The following is a 26533-nucleotide window of genomic DNA, read 5'->3' as shown; positions in this document are numbered from 1 at the left end:
TGTGTGGTGGTGCGCGACAACGGCCGCCGAGACTGGCGGACATGAGCGAATCGGAGCTGCTCGCCCGGCACCGGGCGGTCCTGCCGAACTGGCTGGCCCTGTACTACGACGAGCCCCTCGAGATCGTGCGCGCGCAGGGGAGGCGGGTCACCGATTCCGCCGGGACCACCTACCTGGACTTCTTCGCCGGCATCCTCACCAACGCCATCGGCTACGACATCGCCGAGATCTCCGACGCCATCCGCTCGCAGGTCGACTCCGGGGTGCTGCACACCTCGACGCTGTACCTCATCCGCACCCAGGTCGAGCTCGCCGAGCAGATCGCGCGGCTGAGCGGGATACCGGACGCCAAGGTGTTCTTCACCAACTCCGGCACCGAAGCCAACGAGACCGCGCTGATGCTCGCCACGCAGTACCGCCGCTCCAACCAGGTGCTGGCGATGCGCAACTCCTACCACGGCCGGGCGTTCGCGACGATCGGCATCACCGGCAACCGCGGCTGGTCGGCCAGCTCGCTGTCCCCGGTGAAGGTCTCTTATGTGCAGGGCGGCTACCGCTACCGGGACGCCTTCCGCGGGCTGTCCGACGCCGACTACGTGCGGGCGTGCGCCGACGACCTGCGCGACGTCCTGCAGACCACCACTTCGGGCGACGTCGCCGCGTTGATCGCCGAGCCGATCCAGGGTGTCGGCGGGTTCAACGTGCCGCCGGACGGCTTGTTCGCCGCGTTCAAGGAGGTCCTCGACGAGTACGGGATCCTGCTGATCTCCGACGAGGTCCAGACCGGCTGGGGCCGCACCGGCGAGCACTTCTGGGGCATCCAGGCGCACGGCGTGATCCCGGATGCGATGACCTTCGCCAAGGGGCTCGGCAACGGCCTGGCGATCGGCGGTGTGGTGGCCCGCGGCGACCTGATGGACTCGCTCACCGCCAACTCGATTTCGACCTTCGGCGGCAACCCGGTCTCCACCGCGGGCGCCAAGGCGACGCTGGACTACCTGCTCAGCCACGACCTGCAGGGCAACGCCGCGAAGCAGGGCGCGCGGCTGCTGGCGGGGCTGCGGGACGTCGCCGAGCGCTACGACGTCGTCGGTGACGTGCGCGGCAAGGGCCTGATGATCGGCGTCGAGCTCGTCGAGCCGGACGGCGCGCCCAGCCCCGAGGCCGCGCGGCTGGTGCTGGAGGAGACGCGGGCCCGCGGCCTGCTGGTCGGCAAGGGCGGGCTGCACAACAACGTGATCCGGCTGGCGCCACCCATGACGCTGACCGACGACGAGACCGGCGAAGCGCTCGAGATCCTGCGGGAATCGGTCGCTGCAGTGCAGGAGGCGCGGGCATGACGCGACGGATCAGCCACTGGATCGACGGCAAGAGCTGGGGTGGCGTAGCGGACCGGACCGGGGAGGTGTTCGACCCCGCCACCGGCGAAGTCCGCGGGTACGTGGACTTCGCCGGTGACGGGCAGGTCGACGAGGCCGTCGCGGCGGCCGCACGCGCTTTCCCCGGCTGGCGGGACACCTCGCTCGCGGCCCGGTCGCGGGTGCTGTTCCGCTTCCGCGAGCTGCTCACCGCGCGCCGGGACGAGCTGGCCGAGATCATCACCGGTGAGCACGGCAAGGTGCTGTCCGACGCGGCCGGCGAGGTCGCCCGCGCGATCGAGAACGTCGAGTACGCGTGCGGCGCGCCGCAGATGCTCAAGGGCGGGTTCAGCGAGAACGCCTCCACCGGCGTCGACGTGTTCTCCATCGCGCAGCCGCTGGGCGTGGTCGGGGTGATCTCGCCGTTCAACTTCCCGGCGATGGTGCCGCTGTGGTTCGTGCCCAACGCGATCGCGTGCGGCAACACCGTCGTGCTGAAGCCGAGTGAGAAGGACCCGTCGGCGTCGCTGTTCATCGCGGAGCTGCTGGCCGAAGCGGGGTTGCCCGACGGCGTGGTCAACGTGCTGCACGGAGACAAGGTGGCGGTCGACGGGCTGCTCGCGCACCCGGTCGTGAAAGCGATCTCGTTCGTGGGCTCGACGCCGATCGCGCGGTACGTGTACGAGACCGGGACCTCGCACGGCAAGCGTGTGCAGGCACTCGGCGGGGCGAAGAACCACATGGTCGTGCTGCCCGACGCGGACCTGGACCTGGCGGCCGACGCCGCGGTCTCGGCCGGGTTCGGGTCCGCGGGGGAGCGGTGCATGGCGGTGTCGGTGGTGGTGGCCGTCGACCCGGTCGGTGACGAGCTGGTGTCGAAGATCGCGTCGCGGATGGGCTCGCTGACGGTGGGCGACGGGCGTTCCCCGGACTCGGAGATGGGGCCGCTGGTGACGGCGGCGCACCGGGACCGCGTGGCGTCCTATGTGGAGGCGGGCGTGTCCGCCGGGGCGTTGCTCGTGGTGGACGGGCGGTCGGCTCCGGTGCCGGGCGGCGGGTTCTGGCTGGGGCCGACGCTGTTCGACCGGGTGCGGACGGACATGTCGATCTACACGGACGAGATCTTCGGGCCGGTGCTGGCGGTCGTGCGGGCGGGCAGCTACGACGACGCGCTGGCGGTGGTGAACGCCAACCCCTACGGCAACGGCACGGCGATCTTCACCAACGACGGGCGCGCGGCCCGGCGGTTCCAGAACGAGGTCGAGGTCGGGATGGTGGGGCTCAACGTGCCCATCCCGGTACCCGTCGGGTACTACTCCTTCGGCGGCTGGAAGGACTCCCTCTTCGGCGACAGCCACGCCTACGGGCCGGAGGGCTTCCACTTCTTCACGCGGACGAAGGTCGTGACGTCCCGGTGGCCGGACCCCGCGCAGGGCGGGGTGAACCTGGGCTTCCCGCGCAACTCCTGAGGCCGGTCGCCGCGGACCGCCGACGACGCGCGGAGCCGCGGCGACCTCGAGCGGTCGCACCGCCCGCCGGCCGGGCAGCACCCGCCGGCGGGCCGATCGCGGCAGCCGCACCCCCGCAGGCGGGGCTGAGCACCCGCCGCTGCCGGTGGCCCGCGGGTCCGTGCGCGGCGTCCGAGTCACAAGCGAGGGCGCTTCACGTTCGCCTTCCGTAAACTCGAGGTGAGATACCCGCCCGTAGGTGTTCGGAGGTGAGGCGTGCCCAGCTCGGAGGAGCGTCGCTTCGAGGTTCTGCGCGCCATCGTCGCGGACTACGTGTCGACCCAGGAACCGGTCGGGTCCAAGGCTCTCGTGGACCGGCACAGTCTCGGCGTGTCCAGCGCGACGGTGCGCAACGACATGGCCGTGCTGGAGGAGGAGGGGTACATCACCCAGCCCCACACCAGCGCCGGCCGCATCCCCACCGACAAGGGGTACCGGCTCTTCGTGGACCGGTTGTCCGAGGTCAAGCCGCTGAGCCCGGCCGAGCGGCGCGCGATCATCAGCTTCCTCGACGGGGCGCTCGACCTCGACGACGTCCTGCGCCGCTCGGTGCGGCTGCTCGCGCAGCTGACCCGGCAGGTCGCCGTCATCCAGTACCCGACGATGTCGAACTCGACCCTGCGGCACCTGGAAGTGGTCGCGCTCACACCGGCGCGCCTGATGCTGGTGATCATCCTCGACTCCGGGCGGGTCGACCAGCGCACCGTCGACCTGGGTGACGTCATCACCGACGAGAACGTCGGCCGCATCCGCGAGATGCTCAACACCGCCCTGGCCGGCCGCCGGCTCACCGACGCCGCCAGCCGGGTCACCGAGCTGCCCGACCAGGCGCCGGCCGAACTGCGCGACGCGGTCATCCGGATCTGCACCCTGCTGGTCGAGCACCTCGTCGAGCACCCGGAGGAACGCCTGGTCCTGGGCGGGACGGCGAACCTCACCCGCAGCGTCGCGGACTTCCCCGGCTCGCTGCGGCAGGTGCTGGAGGCGCTCGAGGAACAGGTCGTGGTGCTCAAGCTGCTCGCCGCGGCGCGCAACCCCGGTGCGGTCACCGTTCGCATCGGTGAAGAGAATGAGGACGAGCAGATGCGCAGCACCTCGGTCGTGTCGATCGGGTACGGCAAGAACGACATGCTGCTCGGCGGCATGGGCGTGGTCGGCCCGACCCGGATGGACTACCCGGGCACGATCGCGGCGGTGCGCGCGGTGGCCAACTACGTGGGGCAGATCCTGGCCGGCGGCTGACCCGCCGAACCCAGGCAGTGCTTTTCTAGGAGGACGGTTCAGAAGGTGGCCAGGGACTACTACGGCATCCTCGGGGTTGCCAAGAACGCGAGTGATCAGGAGATCAAGCGCGCCTACCGCAAGCTCGCCCGTGAGCTGCACCCCGACGTCAACCCGTCCGAGGACGCCCAGCACAAGTTCAGCGAGGTCACCACGGCCTACGAGGTCCTGTCGGACCCGCAGAAGCGCAAGATCGTCGACCTCGGCGGCGACCCGCTGGACAACGGCGCCCGCGCCGCCGGCGGAGGCGATCCGTTCGGCGGGTTCGGCGGGCTCGGCGACATCATGGACGCCTTCTTCGGCGCGGCGACCGGTGGTGGTCGCGGTCGCGGCCCGCGCAGCCGGGTCCAGCCGGGGTCGGACGCGCTGATCCGGATCAGCCTGAGCCTGGAGGAGTGCGCGACCGGTGTCGACAAGGACATCACGGTCGACACCGCGGTCCTGTGCGACCAGTGCCACGGCAACGGCACCGCGCCCGGCGGCACGATCAAGACGTGTGACACCTGCCACGGTCAGGGCGAGGTCCAGTCGGTGCAGCGGTCGTTCCTCGGCCAGGTCGTGACCTCGCGGCCGTGCCCGGTGTGCCGCGGTATCGGCGAGGTCATCACCGACCCGTGCCGCCAGTGCGGTGGCGACGGTCGCGTGCGGGCGCGTCGTTCGGTGACCGCGAAGATCCCGGCCGGGGTCGGCGACGGTATGCGGATCCGGTTGTCCGCGCAGGGCGAGGTCGGCCCGGGTGGTGGCCCGGCCGGTGACCTGTACATCGAGGTCGACGAGGAGCCGCACGAGGTGTTCGTGCGCGAGGGCCACGACCTGCACTGCAACCTGCGCATCCCGATGACCGCGGCCGCGCTGGGTGCCACGGTGCCGCTGGAGACGCTGGTCGACGGCGAGTACGAGCTGACGGTCGACCCGGGTACCCAGCCGGCCACCGAACTGGTGCTGGCGGGCATGGGCATGCCGCGGCTGCGGTCGTCCGGGCGGGTCGACGGGCGCGGTGACCTGCACGTCCACGTCGACGTCACGGTGCCGACCAAGATCGACGAAGCCCAGCGCGAGCTGTTGCAGCAGCTGGCCCAGTTGCGGGGCGAGGAGTCCGGGGTGACCGCGAACGGGCGGCACCAGGGCGGGCTGTTCTCGAAGCTGCGCGCCAAGAGCCACCGGTAATGCCGGCCACGACGCCGCCGGTCTTCCTCGTCGGGGAGTTGCCGGCGGGGCCGCACGTCGTGCTGGACGGCGAAGAGGCGCGGCACGCGTCGACCGTCCGGCGGATGCGGGCGGGGGAGCGGCTGGTGGTGTCGGACGGTCGTGGCGCGGCGGCGGAGTGCGTGATCGCCGAGGTGCGCCCGGGCCGCGACCCGGTGCTGGACCTGGAGGTCGTGCGCCGCTGGAGCGAGGAGCCGCCGGCGTTGCGCGTGGTCGTGGCGCAGGCGCTGGCCAAGGGCGACCGCGGTGAGCTGGCGGTCGAGCTGGCGACGGAGGCCGGGGCCGACGAGATCCTCCCGTGGCGGGCCGAGCGCAGCGTGGTCCGCTGGGAGGAGGGTCCGCGCGGCGCCAAGGCGCTGGCCAGGTGGCAGAACACGGCCCGCGCGGCGGCGAAACAGGCGCGGCGCGCGTGGGTGCCGCCCGTGCGCTCCCCGGTGACCACGAAGGAGCTCGCGGAAATCGCCTCCCGGGCGGCTTGCGCGGTGGTCCTGGAAGGTACCGCGGATGCGCGGTTGACCGAGTTGGAGCTGCCCGCCGGCGGGGACCTGCTGCTGGTGGTGGGGCCGGAAGGCGGTATCACCGACGGTGAGCTGGCCTCCCTGACCTCGGCGGGCGCCGTGGGGGTTCGCCTGGGGCCGACCGTGCTGCGCACCTCCACCGCGGCGGCCGTGGCGCTGGGCGCCCTGGGAGCGATGACTTCCCGCTGGCGTTGAGGGTTCGTGCACGGCAGCGGCACGGCAGCGGGAGTGGGGGCCGCAGCGGAAGTGGGGACTGCAGCGGCACGGCCGCGGGAGCGGCAGCGGAAGTGGGGACCGCACGGAAGTGGGGACCGCAGCGGCGCGCGGCAGCGGCACGGCCGCGGGAGTGGCCCGGCGGGAGCGGCAGCGGGAGCGGCGCGCGCTGGGAGATGCCCGCCGGTGCGCGCGGGAACCGGTCCACTCGTGGGGCGATGAGTGACACGCTCGCGCGAGGTTCGGACGGTCCGCTTACGTTGGGTTGAACGGTCGTTCGCGCGGGGTTGAGCGGTCTGTTCATGGGGTGGTGGAGGGTCCGTTCGCGCGGGGTTGAGCGGTCCGTTCATGGGGTGGTGAAGGGTCCGTTCGCGCGGCGTTGAGCGGTCTGTTCATGGGGTGGTGGAGGGTCCGTTGGCGCGGCGTTGAGCGGTCCACCCATGCGGTGCTGTCACGCATGAACGGGCCCGCCCGCCCAGGGATGAACGGATCCGCTCGCGTGGCAATGAACGGCCCGTTCGTGCATGGATGAATGGCCCCTTCGCGTCCGGCGACGGCGAGAGGACCATCCGTGCGGCGATGAACGGACCATCCGCGCGGCGACGAACGGACCAACGGTGCGGTGCGCTGCGGGCGTTGCGGGCGGTGCGGCACGAACGGGCCCTTTGCGCAGCGGTGAACGGTCCGCTCACCGGCCGCGAACAGACCACCGGTGCGGACGTGGACGGACCCTTCGCACAGCGGCGAATCGCACAGCCGCGAAGGTGCCCACCCGTCTGGTGCTGGGAACAACCCAAGCCCCCAACACCCCGAAAGCCCGTCGCCAACCACGCCCAACCAATCCACCCCCGATCACACACCGTCGCCCACCCCCGATCACGCACCGTCGCCACGGACGCGGACCGCCCCGACGTCCCGCCACCACCACCGACCCCGCACCCAGCGCACAGCCCGCCCCGTCGAACCCACGCCACACCCCAGCAGCCCCGCCATTCGCGTACCGGCCGTCTTCGAAACCTGGAAAAAATTGGGTGTCGACTGTGGCGCACGGGCCACCGCACCCATTACCCTGACCACCACGACACCTGGGGTTGCCCTCGGGTGCCCAAAGCCCCGCCGGACACCTCCCCCCTCGGTCCGGCGGAGCCGCGGAGGCGGTGGAGCGACCCCCAGGCTCCACCGCCCCGCGGCGTCTCTTCCCGCACGCAAATCCCTTGCGGTACCAGGCATGTCGCCGAGCCGCGGGGCAGCGATAGTCTTCGCCGCATGAGTGATGCCGAGACGCTGTTCGAGCGGATTATCGCGGGCGAGATTCCCAGCGAGAAGGTCTACGAAACTGAAACGACTTTCGCGTTTCGGGATATTCACCCGCAGGCCCGGGTGCACGTGCTGGTGGTCCCGAAGAAGCGCTACCGCAATGTCGCCGAGCTCGCGGCGGCCGACCCGCAGCTGCTCGCCGACGTGCTGAGCACCGCCGCCAAGGTCGCCGAACTGGAGGGCATCACCGAATCCGGCTACCGCGTGGTCTTCAACACGGACAGTGACGCCGGGCAGACCGTCTTCCACGTGCACGCGCACGTCCTGGGCGGCGAGCAGCTCGGGTTGTTCGGGCGACCGTGAAGTAACCGACTGCGCGCCACCCGCCCGGCCCGCTAGCATCGAAGGGGTAAGCAGCAAGCGAGCAGCGGAGACGCAGAAGGCAGGCCCGAGGACACTTGGCCGGAACCGCACAGGGTGGAGCCGCCCGATCGGACGTACCCGCCACCGGGGACGTCACTGAGCCCACCGGAACCGCACGGGGCACGCGCAGTGCCCAGTCCCGGTTCCCCATCCCGGACGGCGCGGTGCTGACGCTGCTCGGATCCCGTGACGAGAACCTGCGGGTCGCCGAGGAGCTGCTGGCCGCGGACGTGCACGTCCGGGGCAACGAGGTCACCCTCACCGGGGAACCCGCCGACGTCGCGTTCGGCGAGCGCGTCTTCGCCGAACTGGTCGCCCTGGCCGCGCGCGGCCAGCAGGTCGGCCCGGACACCGTCCGCCGCACCGTCGGCATGCTGTCGGCGGGCGGGTCGGAGTCGCCGGCCGAAGTGCTCAGCATGGACATCCTGTCCCGGCGCGGCCGCACCATCCGCCCCAAGACGCTGAACCAGAAGCGCTACGTCGACGCCATCGACAAGCACACCATCGTGTTCGGGGTCGGCCCCGCCGGCACCGGCAAGACGTACCTGGCGATGGCGAAGGCCGTGCAGGCGCTGCAGGCCAAGCAGATCACCCGGATCATCCTCACCCGCCCCGCCGTCGAGGCCGGTGAGCGGCTGGGCTTCCTGCCGGGCACGCTGTCCGAGAAGATCGACCCCTACCTGCGGCCGCTCTACGACGCGCTGCACGACATGGTCGACCCGGACTCGATCCCGCGGCTCATCCAGGCCGGCACGATCGAGATCGCGCCGCTGGCCTACATGCGCGGCCGCACCCTCAACGACGCGTTCATCATCCTCGACGAGGCGCAGAACACCACGCCCGAGCAGATGAAGATGTTCCTCACCCGGCTCGGCTTCGGCTCGAAGATCGTGGTGACCGGCGACATCACGCAGGTCGACCTCCCGACCGGGCAGAAGTCGGGCCTGCGGGTGGTGCGTGAGATCCTGGAAGGCGTGGAAGACTTGCATTTCGCCACGCTCACCAGCTCCGACGTGGTCCGCCACCGGCTGGTCGGGGACATCGTGGACGCCTACGAGAAGTGGCAGGCCGAACAGGACGCACAGGCCGGCAACGGCTGGCGGAGCCGTCGCTGAGCCATGACGATCGAGATCGCGAACGAGTCCGGCGTCGCGGTGGACGAGACGTCGATCGTCTCGGCCGCGCGCTTCGCGCTGGACCGCATGGAGGTCAGCCCGCTCGCCGAGCTGTCGGTGGTGCTGGTGACCCTGGACGTCATGTCCGACCTGCACGAACGCTGGATGGACCTGCCCGGGCCCACCGACGTCATGGCCTTCCCGATGGACGAGCTGGACGCCGCCCGCCGCCCCGACGCCGGTGACCCGTCACCGGCCCTGCTCGGCGACATCGTGCTGTGCCCGGCCTTCGCCAGGGACCAGGCGCGCACCGCCGGGCACTCGCTGCTCGACGAGCTGCACCTGCTGACCGTGCACGGCGTGCTGCACCTGCTCGGCTACGACCACGCCGAGCCGGCGGAGGAACGCGAGATGTTCGGGCTGCAGAAGCGCATCCTCGCCGACTTCCAGGCCGCGGTCGCGGAGGCGCAGCGCCGCGACGCGCAGCGGACGGCCGACGACCGGCTGCTGGGAGCCGCCGGCCTGGACGCGCCGGCCGACACCGAGGACTGAGGAACGGCCGATGGCGAGTTCGGCCGCACTCCTGGTGATCGCCGTGGCGCTGGTGCTGCTCGGCGCGGTGCTGGCGGCCGCCGACGCGGCGGTCAGCAGCGTGTCCAAGGCCCGCGCCGAGGGGCTGGTGCGGATGGGCCGCCCCGGCGCGCGCCAGCTGTCCGCGGTGATCGACGAGCGGCGCAGGCACATCAACCTGCTGGTGCTGCTGCGCCTGGGGTGCGAGCTCACCGCGACGGTGCTGGTCACCGTCGTGTTCCTGCGGTGGATCACACCCGAGGGCCTCGCGCTGGTGGTGGCCGCGCTGGTGATGGTGCTGGTCAGCTACGTGCTGATCGGCGTCGGGCCGCGCACGATCGGCCGCCAGTACCCCTACCGCGTCGGCACCATCGTGGCCTGGCCGGTGCGGGTGCTCGGGTCGGTCCTCGGCCCGCTGTCCCGGCTGCTGATCATCATCGGCAACGCGATCACCCCCGGTCAGGGGTTCCGCGAGGGCCCGTTCACCACCGAGGTCGAGGTGCGGGAGCTGGTGGACCTCGCCGAGGAACGCGGCGTGGTCGAGCCGGGCGAGCGGCAGATGATCCACTCGGTGTTCGAGCTGGGCGACACGGTCGCGCGCGAGGTGATGGTGCCGCGCACCGAGATCATCTGGATCGAGCAGACCAAGAGCGTCCGCCAGGCGCTGGCCCTGTCGCTGCGCACCGGGTTCACCCGGCTGCCGGTGATCGGCGAGTCGGTCGACGACATCGTCGGCGTGGTCAACATCAAGGACCTGGTGCGCGCGCAACTGGAGGGCGGCGAGGCCAAGCCGGTGCCGGACCTGATGTACCCGGCGAGCTTCGTGCCCGACTCCAAGCGCCTGGACGACCTGCTGCGCGAGATGCAGGTGTCGCACAACCACCTCGCGATCGCCGTGGACGAGTACGGCGGCACCGCGGGCCTGCTGACCATCGAGGACATCCTGGAGGAGATCGTCGGCGAGATCACCGACGAGTCCGACCTGGAGGAACGGCCGCCGGTCGAGCACCTCGACGACCGCACCGTGCGGGTGTCGGCTCGGCTGGGCGTGGACGACCTCGGTGAGCTGTTCGGGCTGGACCTGGAGGACCACGACGTGGAGACCGTCGGCGGCCTGCTCGCGCAGCGGCTCGGGCGCGTGCCGCTGCCCGGCGCCGAGGCCGAGGTGGACGGTCTGCGGCTGCACGCGGAGGGCGGCAAGGACCGCCGCGGCCGGATGCGCATCACCACCGTGGTGGTGCAGGCGGAGAGCGACGAACTGGCCGGACGTAGGGTGCGTACCAGCAACGGTGACCACGACGAGGCCGACAGGAGTGTGGACCATGCCTGAGCTGGACCCCGAGGACGAGAAGATCGTCATCCTCGCCCGATCCGCGCGGGCACGCACCCAGGCCGCCGAGGGCGCCGCGGTGCGGGACACCGACGGCCGCACCTACGCGGCGACCACCGTGGACCTGCCCTCGTTCAAGATCACCGCGCTGCAGGCGGCGGTCGCGGCGGCGGTGTCGAGCGGCGCGGAGGGGCTGGAGGCCGCCGCGGTCGTCACCGCCGAACCGTTCGTGGCCGAGGCGTCCGTTCACGCGGTGCGCGACCTGGCGAAGACGGCCGCGATCCTGCGCGCCGACCCGTCCGGAACCGTGCAGGAAGTCCTGTGACCCACCGCTCCGGTTTCGCCTGCTTCGTCGGCCGCCCCAACGCCGGCAAGTCGACCCTGACCAACGCGCTGGTCGGCACCAAGGTCGCGATCACCTCCAGCAAGCCGCAGACCACGCGGCACGCCATCCGCGGCATCGTCCACCGCGACGACGCGCAACTGGTCATTGTGGACACTCCCGGGGTGCACAAGCCGCGGACCCTGCTGGGGCAGCGGCTCAACGACGTCGTGCGCGAGACGTGGTCCGAAGTGGACGTCGTCGGGTTCTGCGTGCCGGCCGACGAAAAGGTCGGCCCCGGCGACCGCTACATCGCGAGCGAGCTGCGCAAGGTCGCCAAGCGCACCCCCGTGATCGGGGTCGTCACCAAGACCGACCTGGCCAAGCCGGAGCAGATCGCCGAACAGCTGCTGGCGCTGCAGGACGTGCTGGAGTTCGAGGAGCTGATCCCGGTGTCGGCCGTGGACGGTTTCCAGGTGAAGCAGCTGGAGGACCTGCTGGTCGCGCGGCTGCCGGAGGGCCCGCAGCTCTACCCGGACGGCGACCTCACCGACGAGCCCGAGCAGACGCTGGTCGCGGAGCTGATCCGCGAGGCGGCGCTGGAGGGCGTGCGCGACGAGCTGCCGCACTCCATCGCGGTGACCGTCGAGGAGATGCTGCCGCGCGAGGACAAGCGCGACCTGCTCGACATCTACGCCACGGTGTACGTCGAGCGGCCCAGCCAGAAGGGCATCGTCCTGGGCCACCAGGGCGAGCGCATGAAGGCCGTTGGGGCGCAGGCCCGCCAGCAGATCCAGAAGCTGCTGGGCACCAAGGTCTACCTGAGCCTGCACGTCAAGGTCGCCAAGGACTGGCAGCGCGATCCCAAACAGCTGCGCCGGCTGGGTTTCTAGGCGTTCGCGAGGCTTCCGGGATCGCCGGGTACGCTGCCGCGTCGACGTGATCCACTCCGAGGGGGACTCCATGACCAATCCCTACGGCCAACAGCCGGGGCAGCAGCCCTACGGGCAGTACCCGCAGTACCCGCAGAGCGGGACGTACCCGCAGCAATCCGGCCAGCAGCCTTACGGCCAGCCCTCGGGCGGTTTCCCGGCGCAGCAGCCCTACCCCCAGGCCGGGTACCCCCAGGGGCCGGGCTACGGCGCGCCGCAGGGCTACCCCGGTCAGCCGCCGTACGGCCGCATCCCGCCCATGCCGGGCCAGGCGCACATCGTGGTGCCGGGCTCGCAGATCCAGTTCCCGCACACCCCGCCGCTCGTGCTCGCCACGATGGGCAGCCGGTTCCTCGCCCGGGTCATCGACGGGCTCATCATCGGTGTGCCGCTGACGATCCTGATCCTGGTCCTGCAGTTCGCGGTGATCGCGGGCGACCCGGGCTCGTTCTGGATCGTGCTGTTGTTCCTGCCGCTCACATCGCTGTCGATGCTGGTGTACGAGGGCACGATGCTGGCCACCCGTGGTGCCACGGTCGGCAAGAACGTGGCCGGGATCCGGTTGGTCACCGAGCAGTCCGCCGGGCAACCGGGCACCGGCATCGGCGGTGGGCCGGCGTTCACCCGGCTGGCCACGATGGTGCTGCCGGGCTTGATCCCGTGCATCGGCGGGCTGGTCGAGCTGCTGGTGGTGCTGTCGCCGTTCTTCGACGAGCAGGCGCGGCAGGGCTGGCACGACAAGGCTGCGAAGACTTACGCGATCTCGACGAAGGCGCTGTACTGAGGGCATGACTTCTGCCGGACGGTCGTGGCGGAGCGTGCGGGTCACGCCCGCCGTGGCCGTGGCGGGCGCCGCGGCCGGTGCGGCCCTGGGCACCGGGCTGCTGCGGATCCCGTGCTGGTTCCACGCCCTTACCGGCCTGGACTGCCCGTTCTGCGGCGGCAGCCGGGCGCTGGGCGCGCTGCTGCACGGCGACCTGGGTGCGGCGCTGTCGGTCAACGCGTTCGCCGTGGTCGTGTTGCTGCCGCTCGCGGCGGTGACGCTGGCCGCGGCGGCCCGGTGGGAGGCCGGCCGCGCCCGGCGGTGGTGGCCCGAGGGCGCCCGGGGCCGTCGGCTCACGCTGCTGGTCGTCGCGCTGGTCGTCGCGTGGTGGGTGGTGCGGAACCTGCCGTTCGCGCCGTTCACCGGGTTGTCCGCGTACGCGTGAGACCATGGAGACGTGAGTCTTTATCGCGACACCGGGGTGGTGCTGCGGGTCCACAAGCTGGGTGAGGCGGACCGCATCATCACCTTCCTCACGCGGCGGTACGGCAAGGTCCGGGCCGTCGCGAAGGGGGTGCGCCGCACGACGTCGCGGTTCGGGGCGCGGCTGGAGCCGTTCGGGCACGTCGACGTGCAGTTCTACACCGGCCGCTCGCTGGACGTGATCACGCAGGTCCAGACGGTCGACGCGTTCGCGCTGCCGCTCGTCGGGGACTACCAGCGCTACACGGCGGCGAGCGCGATCGCCGAGACCGCCGACCGGCTCACCGTCGAGGAGGGCGAGCCGGCGCTGCGGCTGTACCTGCTGGTCGTCGGGGCGCTGCGGGCGCTCGCCGACGGGCAGCGGGACGCCTCGCTGGTGCTCGACGCGTTCCTGCTGCGCGCGATGGCCTTCGCCGGGTGGGCGCCCGCCATCACCGAGTGCGCGCGCTGCGGCCTGCCCGGTCCGCACGCCGCGTTCAACGTCCAGGCCGGCGGGTCGCTGTGCGGCAACTGCCGGGTGGCGGGCTCGGTGCACCCCGCGCCCGAGGTCCTGGTGCTCCTGGAGTCGCTCCTGCACGGCGACTGGGACGTCGCGGAGGCGTCGGTGTCCGCCACCCGCCGGGACGCGAGCGGGATCGTCGCCGCTCACCTGCAGTGGCACCTGGAACGCCAGTTGAAGTCGCTGCCGCTCGTGGAGAGGCGTGCCCGGGAGCTCCAGGCGGGCAAGTAGGGTCGGAAGCCGCAACCCGAGGCAGTGGGAGGAACTGGTGCGGCTCAAGGCGCGTGGGGCGAGTTCGGCGGTGGAGCTGCGGGCACCGGACCCGCACCCCTCCGGTGCGAAGCCGCCTGCCATCCCCGCCGAGCTGGTGCCGAACCACGTCGCCCTGGTCATGGACGGCAACGGCCGCTGGGCCAACCAGCGCGGGCTGCCGCGGATCGAGGGGCACAAGCGCGGTGAGGCCGTGATGATCGACGTCGCCAGCGGTGCCGTCGAGCTGGGCGTCAAGTGGCTGTCCGTGTACGCGTTCTCGACGGAGAACTGGAAGCGCAGCCCCGAAGAGGTGCGGTTCCTGATGGGCTTCAACCGCGACACCATTCGTCGTCAGGTGGACTACCTGGGGTCGATCGGGGTGCGCATCCGGTGGGCCGGGCGCACGCCGCGGCTGTGGCGCAGCGTCATCAAGGAGCTGCAGGCCGCCGAGGAGAAGACCAAGCACAACACGCTGCTCAACATGACGATGTGCGTGAACTACGGTGGCCGGGCCGAGATCGCGGACGCGGCGCGGCGCGTGGCGAAGCTCGCCGCCGAGGGCAAGATCAACCCGGACAAGGTGGACGAGCGGATGCTCGCGAAGTACCTGTACCAGCCGGAGATGCCGGACGTGGACCTGTTCCTGCGGCCCTCCGGGGAGCTGCGGACGTCGAACTTCATGCTGTGGCAGTCGGCCTACGCCGAGTTCGTCTTCCAGGACACGCTGTTCCCGGACTTCGACCGCAGGCAGCTGTGGGCGGCGTGCGAGGAGTTCGCCCGACGGGACCGCCGGTTCGGAGCCGCGGTCGACGCGGCGAAGGGAGCATCGTGAACACCGAAGCCGCGGACACCGCCGAGCTGCTGAGCCGGGCCCGCGAGGCGCTGGAGACCTACCTCGAGGTGCACGTCGACGACGACGGGGCGTTGACGTTCTCCCACAACGGCGTGCCCTGCGTGGTCCAGTCGACCCAACTCGCGGAGGGGCTCACGGTGCTCAGCCTGACCTGCGTGGTGGGCTGGGACCTGCCCGACGATCCGGCCTTCGCGGCGAAGGCCGCCGAGCGCGCGGGGCAGGGGCTGTTCGGGACGCTCGGCGTGCAGCACGCCGAGCGCGGGCTGGATCTGACGTTGCGCTACGCGTTTCCCGCGCAGGGGCTGGGCATCGCGGCTTTGGGGACCTTGTTGATGCTGGTGGTTTCGACGGCGTCGCAATTGCGTTCTGAATTGACTTGAGTGCGCCGCTAGGCGGATGCCCCTGGCCCGGCTTGTGGGCTCGCCCGGATGCCGGGGAGCGGCGTCAGGCGGGAAAGAGCACGTTGACCCCGCTGCTCGGCAACCGATGTGACTGGGGATCGGTGTCGCGGGAGAGGACCGGTTCGGGAGGCGGGTCCTTGCCGTTGCCGGGTTCCCGTTGGCGGCAACGGTCGTTGAGCAGCTCCCGGACGCTCCTCTTCCGGCCCCGCGCAGCCCACTCCGACCCTCGCGCGGCGCCCAACTGCCTCTTCGCGCTCCTCTCCCGGCCTTCCGCACCTCAGGCCCGCACCCGCCCGCGGTTTCCACCCCGAGAAACGTCCACGGCCGCGCTTCATGTGGCGTCCAGCCGTGCTTCCGCACCGCTCGGCCCCCCGCGAGAACCTCCAGCACCGCGCACCTCGTGCGGCCTTCACCCCCTGGCGGCGCGGCGCCCGCGGCCTCCACCGCACGCGCTCCTTAACTTCCCCGCCCCTCACCCGGTCGCTTGCACTTCACGGCCCGCGCCCTCCACCCAACCCCCTCGCGCTACGGCCCCCGGCTTCCACCGCTTGCGCCGATAGAACCTCCCCGCCCTTCACTCGGTCGCTTGCCCCTCGGCCCGCGCCCTCCACCCAACCCCCTCGCGCCGCGGGCGCCCGCGGCCTACCCCGCATGCGCCGACAGAACCTCCCCGCCCTCACCCGGCCTCATGCACCTCACGGCCCGCGCCCGCCTGCATCGTCCACCCAACCCTCTCGCGCCACGGGCGCCCCCGGCCTACACCGCATGCGCCGACAGACCGCCTCGCCCGTCACCCGGTCTCTTGCCCCTCGGCCCGCGCCTGCCCGCACCTTCCACCCCACCCCGTCGCGCCGCGGGCGCCCCCGGTCTACACCGCTTGCGCCGATAGACCGCCTCGCCCTTCACTCGGTCTTTTGCCCCTCGGCCCGCGCCCGCCTGCACCGTCCACCCCACCCCGTCGCGCCGCGGGCGCCCCCGGCATACACCGCATGCGCCGGTAGAACCTCCCCGCCCTTCACTCGTTCTCTTGCCCCTCACGGCCCGCGCCCGCCCGCACCTTCCACCCCACCCCGTCGCGCCGCGCGCCCGCGGCCCACACCGCACGTGCCGACAGAACCTCCCCACCCGCGCCCTTCACCCGGCCCCGGCCCCCACTCCCTCCACGCAACACACCGGCCGCACCCGAGCCTCCCGACTGCCCCAAAACCCCCGCCCACCACCCAAACCCGCATCTCGCATCCGCACGAACAGTCCCGTTCGTGCCCTCAACCTCACGAACGGTCCACTCGTGCACCGCAACGCCACCTCGCGACCCCACCCCCTGGCAGTATCGGCCCCGTGAGCGATGCACTGGACCGAACCGAACCCGCGGGCGCGCGGCGAAGGGGGCGAATCACCTCCGTCGAGGTGCTCTGCGCCCTCCTGATCGTCGCCGTGCTCGGGCAGGGCTGGCTGCGCGACGCGCTCGACGTGCCGGCCCTGCGCACGGGCTCGACGGTGTTCGTCGCGGTGTGTGTGCAGGCCCTGCCGTTCCTGGTGCTCGGTGTGCTGATCAGCGCGGCGATCGCGGCGTTCGTCCCGGCGCGCCTCCTCCGCCGGGTCATCCCGCGCAACCAGGCGGGCGCGGTGGGCGTCGCCGGGCTCGCCGGGGTCGCTCTGCCGGGGTGCGAGTGCGCGTCCGTCCCGGTGGCGCGCCGGCTGATCGGCCAAGGGGTCGCGCCGGCCGCCGCGCTCACCTTCCTGCTCGCCGCCCCGGCCGTGAACCCGGTGGTGCTCGTCGCCACTGCGGTCGCGTTCCCCGGACAGCCGGAAATGGTGCCGGCCCGCTTCCTCGGCTCGTTCGCGACGGCCGTCGTGATGGGCCTGCTCTGGGCCAGGTGGGGCAAGCTCGACTGGATGGTGCGGCGCGCCCTCGAACGCCTGCCCGAGGGTGGCGACCGGTGGCGCACGTTCACCGAGACCGCGCGCGCCGACCTCGTCGAATCGGCCGGGTTCCTGGTGCTCGGCGCGCTCATCGCCGCCACGATGAACGTCCTCGTGCCCGCCGCCTGGTTCGAGGCGCTGAGCAACCAGATCGTGCTCGGCGTCGTGGTCATGGCCGTGCTCGCGGTCGTGCTGGCCCTGTGCAGCGAGGCCGACGCGTTCGTGGCCGCCTCGCTCACCGCGCTGCCGCTGCTGCCGAAACTCGTCTTCCTCGTGGTCGGCCCGGCGATCGACGTCAAGCTGTTCGCCCTGCAGACGGGCACCTTCGGGCGATCCTTCGCGGTACGGTTCGCGCCCGTGACGTTCGTCGTCGCGACCGCGTGCGCGGTGGTCGTCGGAGTGCTCGTCCTGGGGGGTGCGAGGTGATCGGGCAACAGCAGAGACCCGGGCTCGCGGTCGCGTCCGCCGCGCTCGGCGCCGTCGGCGTCGTGATGGGCGTGTCGATCTGGGTGACGTGGGCGCTGGTGCGGCCCACCGCCGGAGACGTCCTGCCCCCGCCGATGACCGTGGTGCTCACGCTCGTCCTCGGCGCGCTGTGGATCGTGGTGCTGTCCGCCGGGGTGCTGGCGATCCTGTTCGGCTTCCTCGGCCGCGCCACGCCGGGCGGGCTCGCCCGGGCCGGGATGCTGTTCGGGACGGTCGCCGTGCTGCTCGCGCTCAGCGGGGCCATCGCGTTCGTCGTCGCCGCGAGCAACTGGCTGGCCGTCCGGCCGGGGTAGGGAGGGGAAACGAGTGCGTCGCGAAACGCAGAACGTCCTGCTGGTGCTCCTCGGCGGCGCGTTGCTGAAGCTCGGCGTCAACGGCGACTACCTGCGCTACGTCAAACCCGCGCAACAGCCGTGGGTGATCGCCGGGGGAGCGGTGATCCTGCTGCTGGGCGCGGTCGCGATCGTGCGGGACGTGCTCGCCGCCCGTCGCACCCGCGCCGGGACCACGGCGCACGACCACCACCACCCGGCCCGCTCGGCGTGGCTGCTGGTCGTGCCGGTTCTCGCGGTGTTCCTCGTCGCCCCGCCGGCGCTCGGCTCCGACTCGGTGATCCGCGCCCCGGCCCGGCCGGCCGTCGCCCAGGACGCGGCCGCGTTCCCGCCCCTGCCCGCCGGCGACGTGGTGCCGCTGACGCTGACCGAGTTCGTCACCCGCGCCGGGTGGGATTCGCGCGGCTCGCTCACCGGCCGCACGGTGCGGCTGACCGGGTTCGTCGTGCACGACAAGGACGGCGTGCTGCTGGCGCGCATGGTGATCCGGTGCTGCGCGGCCGATGCGTCACCGATGACCGTGCGGCTCACCGATCCCGAGGCCGCGCGCTACCCCGACGACACCTGGCTCGAGGTCACCGGCCAGGTCGTTCCCGGCACGGCCGTCCCCGCCAACGGCTACACCGCGGACGTCACGGTGAGGTCGTTGCGCACCGTCCCCGCCCCGCAGGACGCCTATGAGTACTAACCCGCCTCCGGCGGCTCGCCGACCGTGCCCCAGCACCCTTCCTCGACCACCAGGCGAGTCCCACAGGCGCAAGGCGACGACGCTACGCCGGCGCGGGGCCCGGTTCCAGGTCCCGGCGCTGAGCGCAGTCGGCGCAGGTGCCGACGATCTCGACGGTGTGGCGGATCTCGGAAAAGCCGTTGCCGGCCGCCACCTTGTCCGCCCAGCGCTCCACGGCCGGGCCCTCGACCTCGACGGTGAACCCGCAGTGCCGGCACACGAGGTGGTGATGGTGGTGGGTGGAGCACCGGCGGTAGATCGCCTCGCCCGATTCGGTGCGCAGCACGTCCACCTCGCCGGCCTCGGACAGCGTCTGCAGTGTCCGGTACACCGTCGTGAGCCCGATGCCGTCGCCGCGCTTGCGCAGCTCGTCGTGCAGCTCCTGCGCCGACCGGAAGTCGTCGATCTCCGACAGCAGGTCGACCACCGCCGCGCGCTGCTTCGTCGACCGCCTGCCGGGCACCGGAGCCCGGCGGACCTCGCTACTCGTCATCAGGTGCCCTCCTGCACATGCGCGACCGCGTCCATCACGATGTGCGCCAGATGATCGTCCACGAGCCGGTAGACCACTTCACGGCCCCGGCGCTCCCCGCGCACCACCCCGGCAGCCTTGAGCACGCGCAGGTGCTGGCTGATCAACGGCTGCGCCACGTCGAGGGCGTCCACCAGCTCGTGCACGCACCGGTCGGCGTCCCGCAGCTGCAGCACGATCGCGATCCGCACGGGCGCCGACAGCGCCCGCAGCAGCTCGCCGGCCTCCGACAGCGTCGTCGCGGGCTGCGGCGGCGTGCGCGGCGTCAGCTCGTCGCCGGCGTGGACCTGCTCGGCGTCGTCGGGCAATCCGGGCAGCGCGGCGTCCGGACGAGCCATCGGCATAGCTTCTCCAGCCTCGGGTCGGTCGGTGATCCCCACCATCCTAGTGTTCTCCCGGTAGTGGTTGCCGTTATCGCCTCGCCCCGTGCCATGTCAAGCCCCGCGCCGGGCCGCGACGACGGCCGGATACGCTGGACCGACCGATAACCGTCCCCGCATCTGATGGAGAGCGTGGAGTGCCCGCCAACATTGAGACCGTCGTCAGCCTGTGCAAGCGTCGTGGCTTCGTCTTCCCGAGCGGGGAGATCTACGGCGGAACCCGGTCGGCGTGGGACTACGGACCGCTCGGCGTCGAGCTCAAGGAGAACATCAAACGCCAGTGGTGGCGCACGATGGTCCAGAGCCGTGACGACGTCGTCGGCCTGGACTCCTCGGTGATCCTGCCCCGCCAGGTGTGGGTGGCTTCCGGTCACGTCAACGCCTTCAACGACCCGCTGGTCGAGTGCACCGCGTGCCACCGGCGGTTCCGCTCCGACCAGCTGGCCGAGGACTACAGCGCCCGCACCGGCAAGGAGACCACGGAGGACGACCTGTCCGACGTGCCCTGCCCCAACTGCGGCACGCGCGGCCAGTACACCGCGCCGCGCGAGTTCAACATGATGCTCAAGACCCACCTGGGCCCGGTCGAGTCCGAGGAGGGCCTGCACTACCTCCGCCCGGAGACCGCGCAGGGCATCTTCGTGAACTTCCTCAACGTGCTGACCACGTCGCGGAAGAAGCCGCCGTTCGGCATCGGCCAGATCGGCAAGTCCTTCCGCAACGAGATCACCCCCGGCAACTTCATCTTCCGCACCCGCGAGTTCGAGCAGATGGAGATGGAGTTCTTCGTCGAGCCGGGCGAGGACGAGCGCTGGCACCAGTACTGGATCGACCTGCGCACCGAGTGGTACACCGACCTGGGCATCAACCGGGACAACCTGCGCCACTACGAGCACCCGAAGGAGAAGCTGTCGCACTACTCGAAGCGCACCGTCGACATCGAGTACCGCTTCGGGTTCTCCGCCGGCCAGGAGTGGGGTGAGCTCGAGGGCATCGCGAACCGCACCGACTTCGACCTCACGACGCACTCCAACCACTCCGGTGTCGACCTGGCCTACTTCGACCAGGCCACCAAGCAGCGCTACCGGCCGTTCGTCATCGAACCGGCCGCCGGTGTGGGCCGCCCGATGATGGCGTTCCTGCTCGACGCCTACACCGAGGACGAGGTGCCCAACGCCAAGGGCGGTGTCGACAAGCGCGTCGTGCTCAAGCTCGACCCGCGCCTGGCGCCGTTCAAGGTCGCGGTGCTGCCGCTGTCCCGCAACGCCGACCTCACCCCGAAGGCGAAGGAGCTGGCCGCGCAGCTGCGCCGCAACTGGAACGTCGACTTCGACGACGCCGGTTCGATCGGCAAGCGCTACCGCCGCCAGGAGGAGGTCGGCACCCCGTTCTGCGTCACCGTCGACTTCGACACGCTCGAGGACCAGGCCGTGACCGTGCGGGAGCGCGACAGCATGCAGCAGGAGCGCGTGGCGCTGGACAAGGTCGAGTCCTACCTCGCCGCCCGCCTCCCGGGCTGCTGACGGACGCCTCGAAGGCCCTGGTCACCCGGCGGTGACCAGGGCTTTCTTGTAGAAGAACGTGGTCGGACGCAGGGCGCCGGCCGGGTTGGCGGCGTAGTCCGGGACCGTGCCGGCCTCGGTCCAGCCGGCCGACCGGTAGAGGCGTTCGGCGGGGCTGCCCGTCTCGGTGTCCAGGACCAGCAGCGTCGCCCCGGCCGTGCGCGCACCGCGTTCGGCCTCCGCCAACAGCGCCCGGCCCAGTCCGCGGCCGCGCGCGTCGCGGTGCACGAGCAGCTTGGCGAGTTCGGCGCGGTGCGGCGCGTTGGGCAGGGAGGCCGGCCGGATCTGGACGGTGCCGACGAGACGCGCACCGTCCCAGGCGGCCCAGACCAGGACGCGCTCCGCGATGACGTCGCCGGTGAGGCCTTTCCACCAGGTCGCGGCCTCGACCGGGTCGAGCGGGGCGAGGAACCCGACGGACGCGCCGCCGTTCGTGCAGTCGGCCAGCACCTCGCCCAGGGCGGGCACGGCGGCGGGGTAGTCGTCCGCGGACAGTCGCGTGATCACGGCATCACCAGGACCAGTGCGTACCGGGCCGCGCCCGGGCCGGGGCAGCGGAACCGGGTCGGCCCCCAGAGCCGGAACCGCAGGCAATCGCCGGTGCTCACCGTGTGGGTCCGACCGTCCACGGTCAGCTCGAGGGTGCCTTCGAGCATCCACAGGTGCTGTTCCAGGCCGGGCACGGACGGCGCGTCGTAGCCGATGTCGGCGCCGGGCCGCAGTGCGCCCTCGACGACCTCCGCCCGGAGCGCCGGGTGCGGTGGCGACACCGAACGGCGCACGAAACCGCTGTCGTCGTCGGTCCACACGCTCTGCCCGCCGGCCGGGATCAGCTGCGGCCCGTCGGCCTCCACCTCGGTCAGCAGGCGCGACATCGGCCGCTCGTAGGCGGTGCACAGCCGGCCCAGCAGGGACGTCGTCGGGCTGATCTCGCCCCGTTCCACGCGTGACAGCGTCGACCGGCTCACGCCCGAGCGCTCGGCGAGCTCGTCCAGGGACCAGCCGCGTTCGGCGCGCAGTTCCGCCAGCCGCGTGGCCAGGCGATCGTCCATCGTTCTCACATCGGAGAGGATATCCCATATTTGGGATATGGTGACCCTGACACTTGTCACGGTCAGGTCGTGACGCAAGGCCTGCTGCCGTCGCCGCTCGCGGCGGCACGCTGAGCACATGGACGGAACACAGACCCTGACCCGGGCCGCGGTGCGGCTGACCGGCCTGCGCAAACACTACGGCGAAGTGCGCGCCGTGGACGGTGTCGACCTCACCATCGCGCCGGGCGAGGTGGTCGCGCTGCTCGGCCCGAACGGGGCGGGCAAGTCGACGACGGTCGACATGATGCTGGGCCTGACCAGGCCCGATTCCGGCGAGGTATCGATCTTCGGCACCTCGCCCGCCGAGGCCGTCACCCGCGGGGCGATCGGCGCGATGCTGCAGGGCGGGGCGCTGCTGGACGACGCGACCGTGGGCGAGATGGTCGGCATGATCGCGTCGCTGCACCGCAAGCCGATGCCGGTCGCCGAGGCGCTGCGCCGCGCGGGCATCGAGGACCTGGCGAACCGGCGCGGCACCAAGCTTTCCGGCGGTCAGAAGCAGCGCGTGCGGTTCGCCGTCGCGCTGGTCAGCGACCCCGACCTGCTGGTGCTCGACGAGCCGACCGCGGCGATGGACGTCGCCAGCCGCCGCGAGTTCTGGAAGTCGATGCACGACTACACCGACACCGGCCGCACCGTGCTGTTCGCGACGCACTACCTGGAGGAGGCCGAGGAGTTCGCCGACCGCGTCGTGCTGATGCGCGCCGGGCGCATCGTCGCCGACGGCACGGTCGCCGAGGTGCGCGCACTGGCCAGCGGCCGCACGCTGCGGGCCGCGGTCCCCGGCGCCACGCCCGCCGAGGTCGCCGCGCTGCCCGCGGTCACCGGGTACGAGGTGCGCGGCGGCCGGATCGCGGTGTCCAGTTCGGACTCCGACGCGACCCTGCGCGCGCTGCTGACCCGCTACCCCGGCGCCCACGACATCGAGATCACCGCCGTCGGGCTGGAAGGCGCCTTCCTGACCCTCACCGCCGAAGAGGAGAACGACCGATGAGCCTGAAGTTCCTGGCACTCGAGATCCGCCGGGTCCTGCGTTCGCCCCGGTTCCTGATCTTCACGGTGGCCTTCCCGGTGCTGCTGTTCATGCTGTACGTGGGGATCTTCGGCAAGGGTGACAAGAACGTGATCGCCACGCTCATGGTCAGCATGACCTCGTTCGGCGCGATGGCCTCCGCCCTGTTCGTCGGCAGCCGCGTGGCGATCGAGCGCAAGGCGGGCTGGCAGCGGCAGCTGCGGCTGACCCCGCTGTCGGGTGCCGGGTACCTCACCGCGAAGGCCGCGACCGGCCTGACGCTCGCGATCGCACCGGTGGTCCTCGTGCCGCTGGCCGGCGCGCTCGTCGAAGGCGTGTCGCTGGGGGCGGGCAGCTGGCTGCGGGTCACCCTGGGGGTGTGGCTCGCCGCGATCCCGTTCGCGCTGATCGGCCTGCTCATCGGCCAGATCGGCACGGCCGACTCGGTCCAGCCGATCACGCAGCTGGTGATGCTGCCGATGGCGCTGCTGGGCGGGATCTTCATCCCGATCGACGCGATGCCGCACTGGCTGCTGCAGATCTCGCACGTGCTGCCCAGCTACTGGATGGGGCAGATCGGGCGCGGCGCGGTGACCACCGACCTGAGCACCGGCCTCGGGCAGGCCGTCCTGTGGGTCGCGGTGTGGACCGTCGCGCTCGGGATCGCGGTGGTCCGGCGCTACCGTAAGGACTCCGCACGGGTGTGATGGGGAGAAGCACGGTGGACTCCGACGACAGGGCCGGCTGGTGGAGTGACACCTCCACCAGCCGGGCCCGGGCCGCGGCCTTCAGACGGCGCTGGCCGGTGCTGGGCGCGGTGTTCTTCCTGGCCGCCGCGATACCGTCCGGGCGCGGTGAAGGGCCGCTGGTGATCGGCCTGCTCGCCGTCTACGGCGCCTGCTACATGGCCTTCCCGTTCTTCCTGCTGCCGCACCGGCGGATGCCGGTGCGGCTGACGTTCGCGGCGGTCCTGGTCGTGCTCGGCTGGGCCGTGCTGGTGACCGGGGGCAGCGTGTACATGCTGCTGTACACGACGGTCGTCATCGCGCTGTCGCTGCCGCCCGGGTGGGTGCTGCTCTTCGACGGCCTGTCGGTGGCCGGGGGCGGGTTGCTGGTGCTCCTGCACGCCGGCGTGCACGGCACGCCGGGCGACTTCGGTACGGTTTTCGGCATCACGTCGGCGATGTTCTTCATGGGCCGCCTCTCCCAGACGGTCCGGCGGCTGCGGCAGGCCAACGAGGAGATCGCCGCGCTCGCGGTCGGCGCGGAACGGGAACGGCTGGCCCGGGACCTGCACGACATCCTGGGCCACAGCCTCACCACGATCGCCGTCAAGGCCGGCCTGGCGCGACGGCTGATCGAGAGCGCGGCGGACCCGGAGCGGGCGGTCACCGAGATCCGCGAGGTGGAGGGGCTGGCGCGCAGCGCCCTGTCGGACGTGCGCGCGACGGTGTCGGAGTACCGCGAGGTGTCGTTGTCGGCGGAGCTGGTGGGGGCGCGGGCGGCGTTGCGGGCCGCGGAGATCGAGGCGGACCTGCCCAGCGCGGTGGACAACGTGCGCCCCGAACTGCAGACCACGTTCGGGTACGTGCTGCGGGAGGCGGTGACGAACGTGCTGCGGCATTCCGGCGCCAGCCGCGTCAAGGTGCGGCTCGGCCGGAACTGGCTGGAGATCACCGACAACGGGCGCGGGGTGGAGCCGGGCGTGGCGGGCAACGGGTTGCGGGGGCTGACGGAACGGCTCGCCCAGGTGGGTGGCACGCTGCAGGTCCGGGCACGGCCCGGGGAGGGGTTCCAGCTGCGGGCCGAGGTGCCCGCGACGCGTCCGGTGGAGGTCTCGTGATCCGCGTGCTGCTGGCCGACGACCAGGCGATGGTGCGCGGCGCGCTGGCGACCGTGCTGGGGCTGGAACCGGACATCGAGGTGGTCGGCCAGGTCGGGTCGGGCGACGAGGTGCTCGCCGCGGCGAAGGAGAGCGCGCCGGACGTGGCGCTGCTCGACGTGCAGATGCCGGGCAAGGACGGGCTAACCGCGGCCGCCGAGCTGCACGCGGCCCTGCCGTCGTGCCGGATCATCGTGTGCACCACGTTCGGCCGTCCCGGATACCTGGCGCGCGCCATGGCCGCGGGCGCGGCGGGGTTCGTGGTGAAGGACTCGCCACCGGAACAGCTCGTCGACGCCGTCCGGCGCGTCCACAGTGGACTGCGGGTGGTGGACCCGGCGCTGGCCGCCGAGTCGCTGGCCACCGGGGCGAGCCCGTTGACGCCGCGCGAGCACGAGGTGCTGCGGGCGGCCAGCGACGGCGGCACGGTGTCCGACGTGGCCCGGCGCCTGCACCTGTCCGAGGGCACCGTGCGCAACCACCTGTCGGCCGCGATCGGCAAGACGGGTGCCCGCACCCGCGCCGAGGCGATCCGGCTGGCGGAGGAGCGCGGCTGGCTGTGAGGGCCGGTCTGGGAGGATGACCGGGATGGGTGATCGGGTGAGCTGGGTGCGCCGGGCCGTGCTGGGGACGGTCCTGGTGCTCGTGATGCTGGTCGGCGGGACGGCGTTGCGGGTGTGGCAGGTCGCGCGCGAGGACGACCGCGACCACGCCGACGCGATCGTCGTGCTCGGGGCGGCCCAGTACAACGGGAAGCCGTCGCCGATCTTCCAGGCGCGGCTCAAGCACGCGATGCAGCTCTACCAGGCCGGGGTGGCGGACCGGATCGTCACCGCGGGCGGCAACCGGGCCGGCGACGCCTACACCGAGGCGTCGGCGGGCGTGAGCTGGCTGGTCGAGCAGGGCGTGCCGCGGCAGGACACCTTGGCCGTCGGCGAGGGCAGCGACACCCTCGGCAGCCTGCGGGCGGTGGCGGCGACGTTCTCCGCGCGCGGCTGGCACACGGCGGTGCTCGTGAGCGACCCCTGGCACTCCCTGCGGGCCCGCACGATGGCCGACGACTCGGGAATGGACACCTGGACCTCGCCGACGCACAGCGGGCCGATCGTGCAGACCCGCCAGACGCAGTTCCGCTACATCTACCGCGAGACGGGCGCCCTGCTGTTCTACCGGCTGACCAAGACGCCGGCCGACAACATCGGCGGCACGGGGCTCGGCTGAGCGCCGCCGCGCGCCCGCGCGCGTCCTGTGCCCACCGACTCGCGCCACAGCATTTCCCCGTGCGCCAGGCCGGAGTCCGCACCGCCACTTCGCCCCAC

The 26533-nt window shown here is 71.9% G+C and carries 29 protein-coding genes; 25 read left to right on the top strand and 4 right to left on the bottom strand.

Annotated features, from left to right (window positions below):
• The first annotated feature begins 41 nt into the window (after window positions 1–41).
• The 19 genes from FB470_RS01575 (at window position 42) to FB470_RS01485 (ending at window position 18713) form a co-directional block, all read left to right on the top strand.
• Window positions 42–1340: an aspartate aminotransferase family protein gene (locus tag FB470_RS01575; RefSeq protein ID WP_306988140.1), complete on the top strand. Its 1299-nt coding sequence runs from the start codon at window positions 42–44 to the stop codon at window positions 1338–1340.
• Window positions 1337–2827, top strand: coding sequence for a CoA-acylating methylmalonate-semialdehyde dehydrogenase (locus FB470_RS01570; protein WP_306988139.1), 1491 nt, complete (start codon window positions 1337–1339; stop codon window positions 2825–2827). The genes FB470_RS01575 and FB470_RS01570 overlap by 4 nt, the downstream gene beginning before the upstream one ends.
• A 255-nt stretch (window positions 2828–3082) precedes the next feature.
• Window positions 3083–4108: a heat-inducible transcriptional repressor HrcA gene (gene hrcA, locus FB470_RS01565; RefSeq protein ID WP_306988138.1), complete on the top strand. Its 1026-nt coding sequence runs from the start codon at window positions 3083–3085 to the stop codon at window positions 4106–4108.
• Between the two features lie 45 nt (window positions 4109–4153).
• Window positions 4154–5314, top strand: coding sequence for a molecular chaperone DnaJ (gene dnaJ / locus FB470_RS01560; RefSeq protein ID WP_306988136.1), 1161 nt, complete (start codon window positions 4154–4156; stop codon window positions 5312–5314).
• Window positions 5314–6066 carry a 16S rRNA (uracil(1498)-N(3))-methyltransferase gene (locus tag FB470_RS01555; protein WP_306988135.1) on the top strand — a complete coding sequence of 251 codons (753 nt, stop codon included), beginning with the start codon at window positions 5314–5316 and terminating at the stop codon, window positions 6064–6066. Before dnaJ ends, FB470_RS01555 begins: the two co-directional genes overlap by 1 nt.
• A 1284-nt stretch (window positions 6067–7350) precedes the next feature.
• Entirely contained in the window at window positions 7351–7704 is a 354-nt protein-coding gene (locus tag FB470_RS01550) for a histidine triad nucleotide-binding protein (protein ID WP_306988133.1), read from the top strand.
• 95 nt (window positions 7705–7799) lie between these two features.
• A complete protein-coding gene (locus FB470_RS01545) occupies window positions 7800–8879 on the top strand; it encodes a PhoH family protein (RefSeq protein ID WP_306988130.1) in 1080 nt (359 codons plus the stop codon).
• Window positions 8880–8882: 3 nt separating this feature from the next.
• A complete protein-coding gene (ybeY, locus tag FB470_RS01540; protein WP_306988128.1) occupies window positions 8883–9431 on the top strand; it encodes an rRNA maturation RNase YbeY in 549 nt (182 codons plus the stop codon).
• A gap of 10 nt (window positions 9432–9441) precedes the next feature.
• Window positions 9442–10779, top strand: coding sequence for a hemolysin family protein (locus FB470_RS01535; protein ID WP_306988126.1), 1338 nt, complete (start codon window positions 9442–9444; stop codon window positions 10777–10779).
• Window positions 10772–11104 (top strand): cytidine deaminase, encoded by a 333-nt coding sequence (locus FB470_RS01530; RefSeq protein ID WP_306988124.1) that lies wholly within the window; start codon window positions 10772–10774, stop codon window positions 11102–11104. The genes FB470_RS01535 and FB470_RS01530 overlap by 8 nt, the downstream gene beginning before the upstream one ends.
• Window positions 11101–11994 (top strand): GTPase Era, encoded by an 894-nt coding sequence (gene era / locus FB470_RS01525; RefSeq protein ID WP_306988123.1) that lies wholly within the window; start codon window positions 11101–11103, stop codon window positions 11992–11994. The genes FB470_RS01530 and era overlap by 4 nt, the downstream gene beginning before the upstream one ends.
• 70 nt (window positions 11995–12064) lie before the next feature.
• Window positions 12065–12817: an RDD family protein gene (locus tag FB470_RS01520; RefSeq protein ID WP_306988121.1), complete on the top strand. Its 753-nt coding sequence runs from the start codon at window positions 12065–12067 to the stop codon at window positions 12815–12817.
• A gap of 4 nt (window positions 12818–12821) precedes the next feature.
• Window positions 12822–13241, top strand: a complete 420-nt coding sequence (locus tag FB470_RS01515; protein ID WP_306988119.1) for a DUF2752 domain-containing protein — start codon at window positions 12822–12824, stop codon at window positions 13239–13241.
• 12 nt (window positions 13242–13253) lie between these two features.
• Window positions 13254–14009, top strand: coding sequence for a DNA repair protein RecO (gene recO / locus FB470_RS01510; RefSeq protein ID WP_306988118.1), 756 nt, complete (start codon window positions 13254–13256; stop codon window positions 14007–14009).
• 37 nt (window positions 14010–14046) lie between these two features.
• Complete coding sequence (locus FB470_RS01505; protein WP_306988116.1) at window positions 14047–14862, top strand: isoprenyl transferase; 816 nt, start codon at window positions 14047–14049, stop codon at window positions 14860–14862.
• Window positions 14859–15263, top strand: a complete 405-nt coding sequence (locus FB470_RS01500) for a hypothetical protein (protein WP_306988114.1) — start codon at window positions 14859–14861, stop codon at window positions 15261–15263. Before FB470_RS01505 ends, FB470_RS01500 begins: the two co-directional genes overlap by 4 nt.
• A 1359-nt stretch (window positions 15264–16622) precedes the next feature.
• The gene (locus tag FB470_RS01495) at window positions 16623–17633 is read left to right on the top strand and encodes a permease (protein WP_306988113.1); all 1011 of its coding nucleotides are present in this window, start codon (window positions 16623–16625) and stop codon (window positions 17631–17633) included.
• On the top strand, window positions 17630–17986 hold the full coding sequence (locus tag FB470_RS01490) for a hypothetical protein (protein ID WP_306988111.1): 357 nt from the start codon (window positions 17630–17632) through the stop codon (window positions 17984–17986). Before FB470_RS01495 ends, FB470_RS01490 begins: the two co-directional genes overlap by 4 nt.
• A 13-nt stretch (window positions 17987–17999) precedes the next feature.
• Window positions 18000–18713, top strand: coding sequence for a TIGR03943 family putative permease subunit (locus FB470_RS01485; protein WP_306988110.1), 714 nt, complete (start codon window positions 18000–18002; stop codon window positions 18711–18713).
• 82 nt (window positions 18714–18795) lie between these two features.
• On the opposite strand, the gene FB470_RS01480 is transcribed toward FB470_RS01485, so the two are convergent.
• Both FB470_RS01480 and FB470_RS01475 read right to left on the bottom strand, forming a co-directional pair.
• Window positions 18796–19245 carry a Fur family transcriptional regulator gene (locus FB470_RS01480; protein ID WP_306988107.1) on the bottom strand — a complete coding sequence of 150 codons (450 nt, stop codon included), beginning with the start codon at window positions 19243–19245 and terminating at the stop codon, window positions 18796–18798.
• Window positions 19245–19628: an ArsR/SmtB family transcription factor gene (locus FB470_RS01475; protein ID WP_306988105.1), complete on the bottom strand. Its 384-nt coding sequence runs from the start codon at window positions 19626–19628 to the stop codon at window positions 19245–19247. The genes FB470_RS01480 and FB470_RS01475 overlap by 1 nt, the downstream gene beginning before the upstream one ends.
• A 173-nt stretch (window positions 19629–19801) precedes the next feature.
• On the opposite strand from FB470_RS01475, the gene FB470_RS01470 reads away from it, so the two are divergent.
• Window positions 19802–21187, top strand: a complete 1386-nt coding sequence (locus FB470_RS01470; RefSeq protein ID WP_306988103.1) for a glycine--tRNA ligase — start codon at window positions 19802–19804, stop codon at window positions 21185–21187.
• Between the two features lie 21 nt (window positions 21188–21208).
• On the opposite strand, the gene FB470_RS01465 is transcribed toward FB470_RS01470, so the two are convergent.
• Together FB470_RS01465 and FB470_RS01460 are read right to left on the bottom strand one after the other, a co-directional pair.
• Complete coding sequence (locus FB470_RS01465; RefSeq protein WP_306988102.1) at window positions 21209–21733, bottom strand: GNAT family N-acetyltransferase; 525 nt, start codon at window positions 21731–21733, stop codon at window positions 21209–21211.
• Window positions 21730–22278 carry a helix-turn-helix domain-containing protein gene (locus FB470_RS01460; RefSeq protein WP_306988100.1) on the bottom strand — a complete coding sequence of 183 codons (549 nt, stop codon included), beginning with the start codon at window positions 22276–22278 and terminating at the stop codon, window positions 21730–21732. Before FB470_RS01460 ends, FB470_RS01465 begins: the two co-directional genes overlap by 4 nt.
• A 118-nt stretch (window positions 22279–22396) precedes the next feature.
• Here FB470_RS01460 and FB470_RS01455 point away from each other — a divergent pair, with 118 nt between their 5' ends.
• From FB470_RS01455 to FB470_RS01435, 5 genes are read left to right on the top strand one after another with little or no spacing between them, the layout of a single operon-like run.
• Entirely contained in the window at window positions 22397–23314 is a 918-nt protein-coding gene (locus tag FB470_RS01455) for an ABC transporter ATP-binding protein (RefSeq protein WP_306988098.1), read from the top strand.
• Complete coding sequence (locus FB470_RS01450; RefSeq protein ID WP_306988096.1) at window positions 23311–24039, top strand: ABC transporter permease; 729 nt, start codon at window positions 23311–23313, stop codon at window positions 24037–24039. The genes FB470_RS01455 and FB470_RS01450 overlap by 4 nt, the downstream gene beginning before the upstream one ends.
• Window positions 24039–25175: a sensor histidine kinase gene (locus tag FB470_RS01445; protein WP_442320121.1), complete on the top strand. Its 1137-nt coding sequence runs from the start codon at window positions 24039–24041 to the stop codon at window positions 25173–25175. The genes FB470_RS01450 and FB470_RS01445 overlap by 1 nt, the downstream gene beginning before the upstream one ends.
• A complete protein-coding gene (locus tag FB470_RS01440) occupies window positions 25172–25777 on the top strand; it encodes a response regulator transcription factor (RefSeq protein WP_306988093.1) in 606 nt (201 codons plus the stop codon). The genes FB470_RS01445 and FB470_RS01440 overlap by 4 nt, the downstream gene beginning before the upstream one ends.
• 25 nt (window positions 25778–25802) lie before the next feature.
• Window positions 25803–26435 carry a YdcF family protein gene (locus FB470_RS01435; protein ID WP_306988091.1) on the top strand — a complete coding sequence of 211 codons (633 nt, stop codon included), beginning with the start codon at window positions 25803–25805 and terminating at the stop codon, window positions 26433–26435.
• The last annotated feature ends 98 nt before the right edge of the window (window positions 26436–26533 follow it).

The organism is Amycolatopsis thermophila, assembly GCF_030814215.1.
GTDB classification, from domain to species: domain Bacteria; phylum Actinomycetota; class Actinomycetes; order Mycobacteriales; family Pseudonocardiaceae; genus Amycolatopsis_E; species Amycolatopsis_E thermophila.
This window is presented reverse-complemented; position numbering and strand designations above follow the sequence as displayed.